Genomic DNA, 6,727 nt, shown 5'->3' with positions numbered 1-6,727 from the left:
GCCAAATGTACCCGACCCTGTGGAAAGCGCTTCATTTTCATCAATTTCGTAAGGCGACTGACCGGTCGGTACACGAAGAGAACCGAAATACGTTCTGGATGCTTTACCCGGAATATACTCAGCTGGCTGCCAGCGAACAGTACCGCTGATATCACCCACGCCGTAACCGGAAAGCTCGTCCTGCGTTTCAAACTTGGAAACCAACGGCAGGCGAACACCGAGTGTCAGGTTGTTAAACAGGCCGTAATCAAACGCAAAGCTATTCGTAAATGAATGGCTTGCAACTGGACTTACATCAACACTACGAACGCGAGAGTCCTCAACATTGAGGTCTATGCGCTGGTCACCATAATAGCTGTAGTCGAAGTTATAGTTGAGAGACATCCCGCCTTTTTTCAGCAAGGAATAGTTCTTTTCCGCCGCCTCAAACACTTCCTCAAGTGCTTTCTCAGTATCAGCATCACTGTCCTGTTTTGAAAGAGCCTCGCGAGCCTTGTCCATTTCTTCAGCGGTATCTGCGTAAGCGCCATTCACAGCAGCCAGCAACAAAGTCAGCGATAAAATTCCGGAGCGTTTCATGATTCTGCTTACCTTTTATTATTTTCTTCTGTAACGGAGAGACTTATTAATACCTTGGCCATCTTCGACAAGGCCATCGGTGACCAGGATATTGAAGTTATCCGGATCGCCGCCGTCTTCAGCAGTTTTGATTTCAGTTTCAAATACGAATGAGCCGTCATCCCCCACAACAGCATCGCCATTCTCATCTACTTTTAAGCGATATTCGTATTCGGCGTTATTAAATGAAGCATAAATCGCATTCTGCAGCTGGTGCTCAGATTTGACATGCAACATTGGAAACTCTTTAAAGGCATTCTCAGCAATAATATGATCTGAAACAAAGCGCATATCCTCTTCATGCAGCTCTAAGCCGCTCGCGGGCTTATGGCCATTCGGGAACACTATAAAGAGAACGTTGTTCTCCCAGACTTCGAGAAAACGATGAAGAGTAAAAGAGATGTTGCCCAATGCAGGGTCGGCAACGTAAACCCGGCCATCGTACACCGTGCGGATAACAACAAAATGTTTAAATCCCGCATACTGAATCGGTGCGATAGCTGGGTGATCTAAAGTTTCAAGGTCGGATGCTTCCGCCTTGAACCCCCCTGATGGATGACCGAGCGCCGTAACTAAGCGCTTCATGTCTAACATTGAGAAACCCCGACGCTCTACGATTCGTTCAGTCTCACCGAATCGCAGCAAACCTTCCATCACCTGACGTTCCTGGAAGTTCCTACCCAAGTAAAAGTCGAGAAGTGTCGTCAGGGCAGCAGAGCCACAGGAATAGTCATACGCCTGACGCACGACATTTTTGAATTTTTTCGCAGCGAGAGGTTCGACATTAACTACCATATCTTCCTGATAGTCTTCACCGACGGCCACACGAACAACGGTGTCCCCCTGCTCTCGCTCATTCACAATGGCAAGCTCATGTGCCATGGCGAACCCGATAACAGATCCTAAGAGAATAATCAGCACGATTCTAAGGCCTCGGCCTCCCCCTTTATATTTTTATTATAATTTGTATCGTTATCCTATGTTACAGAAACAATTTAGCCCAACCAAGTATAATTCACTGATAAATCAGGTTTTTTCGCTCTTTTCATTAAATACAGACATAAAAAAAGCCCGCCGGAGCGGGCTTTCTTTCTAGACGCTAAGCGAACTTAGCGACCAGAGATGGTTACAGCCGCACCGTTCAGAGCGATATCAGAGATAGCAACTGAACCGATAGAAGATCCACCCAGAGCCAAGTCACCAATCTCGATAGTACCAGCCAGGTCAAGACCTGTGATAGAGATACCGTCGCCATTGAAGGTCAGAGTAGAGTCAGTGCTAATACCAGTACCAACACCGCCAGTACCGTATACACGCAGATCAGTAATGCCAATCGCGTCGTTCAACAGCGTCATGCTACCTGAGGTAACTTCAACAGAACCACCAACTGAAGTAATGGTAGTATCCGTACCAGACTGTGCAATTGTAGTAACGCCACCCTGAACATCCATAGTAACGTCAACGTTACGCGCCAGGTTAGCAGCAGAAAGGCCAGCATCAGTGCGAGTTTCAACGTTACCGATACGTACACGCAGGCCTGACAGATCAGTCGCAGAGCTATCCATGATGATAGAACCAGTTTCATCAATGTCGATTGCGTTGAAGATAGTAATATCAGAACCATCTGCAGAACCAACGATGATATTGCTAATTGCCAAAGAACCGCCACCAGCAGTTACGCCGTCGACAGTATCGGTATACAGAACTTCACCGATAGAAATGGCATCGACATCAGACAGAGTAATATCCAGATCGATACCAGCCTGACCAGTAGCAGCAGCCATTGCCATTTCGTCCATTGCTACCAGCTCAGCGTTAGCAGCGAAAGATACAGCGGCGATAGATGCAGCCAGAGAAGCTTTCTTGAGGAATTTCATTTGTGCACACTCCTGATTGTTTTTATGTAGTACAGCGGGTCTTTCAGCTTACCCGTTGACCATCCTACTTGTTTCACCTTGTGGTGTCACCCGCTTGAATGGTCGATTTTCAATTTGCTTACTGTCTTAGGAACTACCAGCAAGCTTTCGAATTAAGCCCCGCTACACGAGACTTGCGACCAATCTATTATGTTGATTTGCAGATGTCTACCCTTTTTTCACACAAAGTTACGGAGAATGGTTACGAAATAGCCCTGGATGTATAATACAGGTAAAGAACTCGAGAAAAATCTATATTTTTCAAATAGTTACACACCCACAAACCCAACTGAATGGCCTGTAATGTTCACCCACAAAATAGAGCTACCCGGCGCTAACATACTGAAAAACCTGTCGCAACTGGACAACTTCAGTTTGTTAACCATTCCACACAGGCAACGCCATTACTTAAATTTGACAGAAGCAGATCACTTTAAAGCGAAGTATGTCCTCGCAATCGATATTGCAGATACCATCAGTGGGTTTCCACAAGCAAAAGCAAGTAAAGACTGCAACAACAACGGCTTTGTCGCAGGCTGGGTCGGTTTGCTTAACTACCCCAACAACCGCGACAAAATCGTATTCAGACGCTATAACTCTTCACTTTTGATCGATCCCGACAGTGATTACTGCGTCATCCAGGCCTACGAGCCAATCTCAGCCGATACAGCCTCAAACTACCTAAAAGCCTTGAACTTCCACTCAACAGCAGGTGTACCTGCCCGCAGAAAGAGAAAATGGGCACCTGGCGAGACAAAGTCGAAATATGCGGAGAACTTTGCAAAAGTCCGTGATTACCTATTGAGCGGTGACTGCTACCAGATCAACCTTGCCACGCCCTTTCACTGCAAAGACGACCTGAGAGACTGTGACCCCTCCGAGTTACTGGAATCTTTTGACGCACCTCATGGCTGTATATTCAAAGATAGCCACCGAACGATAATCAGTGTATCGCCAGAGAGACTCCTGAAGGTCACCCCCACACCTAACGGCAACACCAACACTCAAAAACTGTCACTTGAGACACGCCCAATCAAAGGCACTGCTCCCAGACACCCGGACCCGACAGAAGATGACCGACTCGCCTCATCACTTAGGGAGAGCCCAAAGAACCAGGCCGAAAACCTGATGATTGTGGACTTACTGCGAAATGATCTGAGCATCCATGCAGAACCAGGAAGCGTATCAGTCCCAGAGCTATTCACGCTCGAATCACACTCTAACGTGCACCATCTTGTATCCACCATCACAGCCATACTGAGAGCGAACACCCCTCCAGCAGAAGCGATCAAAGCGACCTTCCCGGGAGGGTCGATAACAGGAGCACCGAAGAAGCGTGCAATGGAGATCATCAACGAACTGGAGCCCGCAGAACGCGGAGCCTACTGCGGCTCCATGGGCTACATCGACGACAGCGGACAGTGCGACTTCAACATACTGATACGCACGATCGAAGCCAAAGAAGATGGAGCAACATGCTGGGGCGGCGGAGGACTCGTCATCGACAGTGATGCCGAGGACGAGTACCAGGAGATACTGAACAAGGTGACGAAGATACTCGAAACCCCGCTCTAAGAACAAATTAAAGTGTCAGTTCGCGGTTACTCGCCTTAATGAATTCCTTTTTAAGGTCTTCATAGGTGTGTACTGCAGGAAACTGTGGGAATTCCTCAATCACATTCTGCGGAGCGTGAAAGAGAATGCCCGCATCAGCCTCTGCCAGCATAGTGGTGTCATTGTAGGAGTCGCCTGCGGCAATCGTACGATAGTAGATCGTTTGCAGAGCACGTATAGACTGGCGCTTAGGATCTGCCTGGCGAAGTTTATAATCAACCACGCGCCCCTCTTCATCCGCCACAAGGCGATGACAGAACAAAGTCGGAAAACCCAATTGACGCATCAGCGGCTGAGAGAATTCATAGAAAGTGTCAGACAGAATAATGACCTGGAAACGCTCACGCAGCCAATCAACAAACTCACGCGCACCATCAAGCGGCTTAAGAGTTGCGATCACCTCCTGAATATCCTGCAATTTAAAACCGTGCTGATCGAGTAGTGCCAGACGCTGCTTCATCAGAACATCATAATCAGGGATATCACGAGTCGTTGCTTTCAACTCTTCAATGCCTGTTTTGTTTGCAAATTCAATCCAGATCTCAGGTACCAGTACACCTTCAAGGTCAAGACATGCGATTTCCATGGAGTCCCCATCAATTCATTCAGGTAATAAAGGTCGCTACTCTACCACTCATCAGGGCAAACACAACGAATTAGCAAGCAGATGAATAACAGTATTCTTTTTTAGTATTATTTGAACTAAGAACCCCCATGGTAATATCCACCCAAAATACAACGACCGGATACACCGATGAGAGACGACCAGATTGCAGAACTGAACACTCAGTTTGAAGACAAACGCCCAAAGGACATCATTCGTCACGCCATTGAAAACCACGACGCCATCGCCGTTTCATTCAGCGGCGCGGAAGATGTCATCCTGGTCGACATGGCAGTAAAAATTAACCCAGAGGTAGACATTTTCACACTGGACACCGGGCGACTACACCCAGAGACGTACCAATTTATCGAGAAAGTACGTAAACACTACGGCATCAACATTGATGTCCGCACTCCAGAGCAAGCTGCACTGCAGGCATTCGTTAAAGAGAAAGGCCTGTTCAGCTTTTACGAAGATGGGCACCAGGAGTGCTGTGGCGTTCGCAAAATCGCCCCACTACGCAACAAGCTGACTGAACTGGACGCATGGATAACGGGTCAACGTCGCGACCAGAGCCCAGGGACACGATCAGACGTATCGATTATAGAACTGGATAGCGCCTTCAAAGGACGGGGCGAAACACTAACCAAGTATAACCCGCTCGCTCACTGGACTTCGGCTCAGGTCTGGGAATACATAAAAATGTTCGACGTTCCATACAACGAGCTTCACCAGAAAGGCTTCGTCAGCATCGGCTGCGAACCCTGCACCAGAGCCACACTGCCAAACCAACACGAGCGTGAAGGTCGCTGGTGGTGGGAGGAAGCAACCCACAAAGAGTGCGGACTCCACGCAGGCAACATCATCTCAAAGGGCTGAAACAAGCGCCTTCTATCGAGCCCCCCTGCTGCGGTCAGTGCACAGGGAGCTCGATCCCATCAAATAAATCTGAAACATCCTGCCTTCCCGGGCTCTGCGCAGCAACCTCAACCAGATCCCGAGTAAGATGAGGCGCAAAGGTAGCAATAAAATCAAACATATAGCTACGCAGAAACGTACCCTTGCGAAAGCCGATACTGGTAACACTTGAAGCAAACAAGTGAGACGCATCGATTGCTACAAGATCAGAATCAGTAGTTGGATCGATCGCCATGCTCGCCACAATCCCAATCCCCACACCCAGCCTCACGTAGGTTTTGATAACGTCAGAATCGGCCGCTGTAAAGGCCACCTTGGGCGTCAGCCCCTGCCCCTGAAATGCTTCATCAAGCTTAGATCGGCCAGTAAAGCCAAACACATAAGTAACCAGAGGGTACGCAGCCACTTGCTCCAGTGTCGGTCGCGGAGTGGCCGCAAGCGGATGCCCTTTGGGGACCAGAATGCTGCGATTCCACCGATAGCACGGCATCATAATCAGGTCACCAAAGTGCTCCATCGCCTCAGTAGCAATAGCAAAATCGGTCGTGCCATCCGCCGCCATTTCGGCTATCTGCATCGGTGTGCCCTGATGCATATGAAGAGACACATCCGGATAGCGCCTCATGAACGACTCAATCACCCCCGGGAGTGCATATCGGGCCTGAGTATGCGTTGTTGCCACAGACAGACTGCCGCGCTTTTCATCACTGAACTCCTGAGCGACCTGCTTAATACTCTCAGTTTTACGCAGAATATCTCCGGCGATCTTCAGAATGGCCTCACCAGCCGGCGTAATGCGCGTCAGATGCTTACCGCTGCGTGCAAAGATCTCAACGCCAAGCTCATCTTCCAACAGCCGAATCTGTTTACTGATCCCGGGCTGAGAGGTGTATAACGCTTGCGCGGTGGCGGACACATTCAGATCGTGGTGCGCGACCTCCCATATGTATCTGAGTTGCTGCAACTTCATATATCCCACCCCTTACGACAAAACGCTATTCGAGTTATAAAAATATAAACAAATATTCCTTTCCAGAATAGATGACAACCTCTACAT

The 6,727-nt window shown here is 48.6% G+C and carries 6 protein-coding genes and 1 pseudogene; 2 read left to right on the top strand and 5 right to left on the bottom strand.

What is annotated here, in order from left to right; all coding sequences use genetic code 11:
* The 3 genes and pseudogenes from B2067_RS12100 to B2067_RS12090 all read right to left on the bottom strand — a co-directional run.
* Positions 1-579 (bottom strand): annotated as a pseudogene (locus tag B2067_RS12100) (transporter); the annotation flags it as partial.
* An 18-nt stretch (positions 580-597) separates the two neighbouring features.
* Positions 598-1,500, bottom strand: coding sequence for a C39 family peptidase (locus B2067_RS12095; RefSeq protein WP_301388615.1), 903 nt, complete (start codon positions 1,498-1,500; stop codon positions 598-600).
* Positions 1,501-1,727: 227 nt separating this feature from the next.
* Positions 1,728-2,495 (bottom strand): DUF6160 family protein, encoded by a 768-nt coding sequence (locus tag B2067_RS12090; RefSeq protein ID WP_301179892.1) that lies wholly within the window; start codon positions 2,493-2,495, stop codon positions 1,728-1,730.
* Positions 2,496-2,753: 258 nt separating this feature from the next.
* Here B2067_RS12090 and B2067_RS12085 point away from each other — a divergent pair, with 258 nt between their 5' ends.
* A complete protein-coding gene (locus B2067_RS12085) occupies positions 2,754-4,109 on the top strand; it encodes an anthranilate synthase component I family protein (RefSeq protein ID WP_301388614.1) in 1,356 nt (451 codons plus the stop codon).
* A gap of 7 nt (positions 4,110-4,116) precedes the next feature.
* Here B2067_RS12085 and thrH read toward each other — a convergent pair whose 3' ends face one another.
* The gene (thrH, locus tag B2067_RS12080; RefSeq protein ID WP_068435655.1) at positions 4,117-4,734 is read right to left on the bottom strand and encodes a bifunctional phosphoserine phosphatase/homoserine phosphotransferase ThrH; all 618 of its coding nucleotides are present in this window, start codon (positions 4,732-4,734) and stop codon (positions 4,117-4,119) included.
* A gap of 168 nt (positions 4,735-4,902) precedes the next feature.
* Here thrH and B2067_RS12075 point away from each other — a divergent pair, with 168 nt between their 5' ends.
* Entirely contained in the window at positions 4,903-5,631 is a 729-nt protein-coding gene (locus tag B2067_RS12075; protein WP_068439645.1) for a phosphoadenylyl-sulfate reductase, read from the top strand.
* A gap of 34 nt (positions 5,632-5,665) precedes the next feature.
* Here the strand turns inward: B2067_RS12075 and cysB are convergent, their stop codons facing one another.
* Positions 5,666-6,640 carry an HTH-type transcriptional regulator CysB gene (gene cysB, locus B2067_RS12070; protein ID WP_068439647.1) on the bottom strand — a complete coding sequence of 325 codons (975 nt, stop codon included), beginning with the start codon at positions 6,638-6,640 and terminating at the stop codon, positions 5,666-5,668.
* Positions 6,641-6,727: the final 87 nt, after the last annotated feature.

The sequence above is a fragment of the Thalassolituus sp. UBA2590 genome, from assembly GCF_002339775.1.
Lineage (GTDB): Bacteria > Pseudomonadota > Gammaproteobacteria > Pseudomonadales > Oceanobacteraceae > Thalassolituus.
The sequence above is the reverse complement of the archived record's forward strand: the minus strand, read 5'-3'. Positions and strand labels throughout refer to the sequence as shown.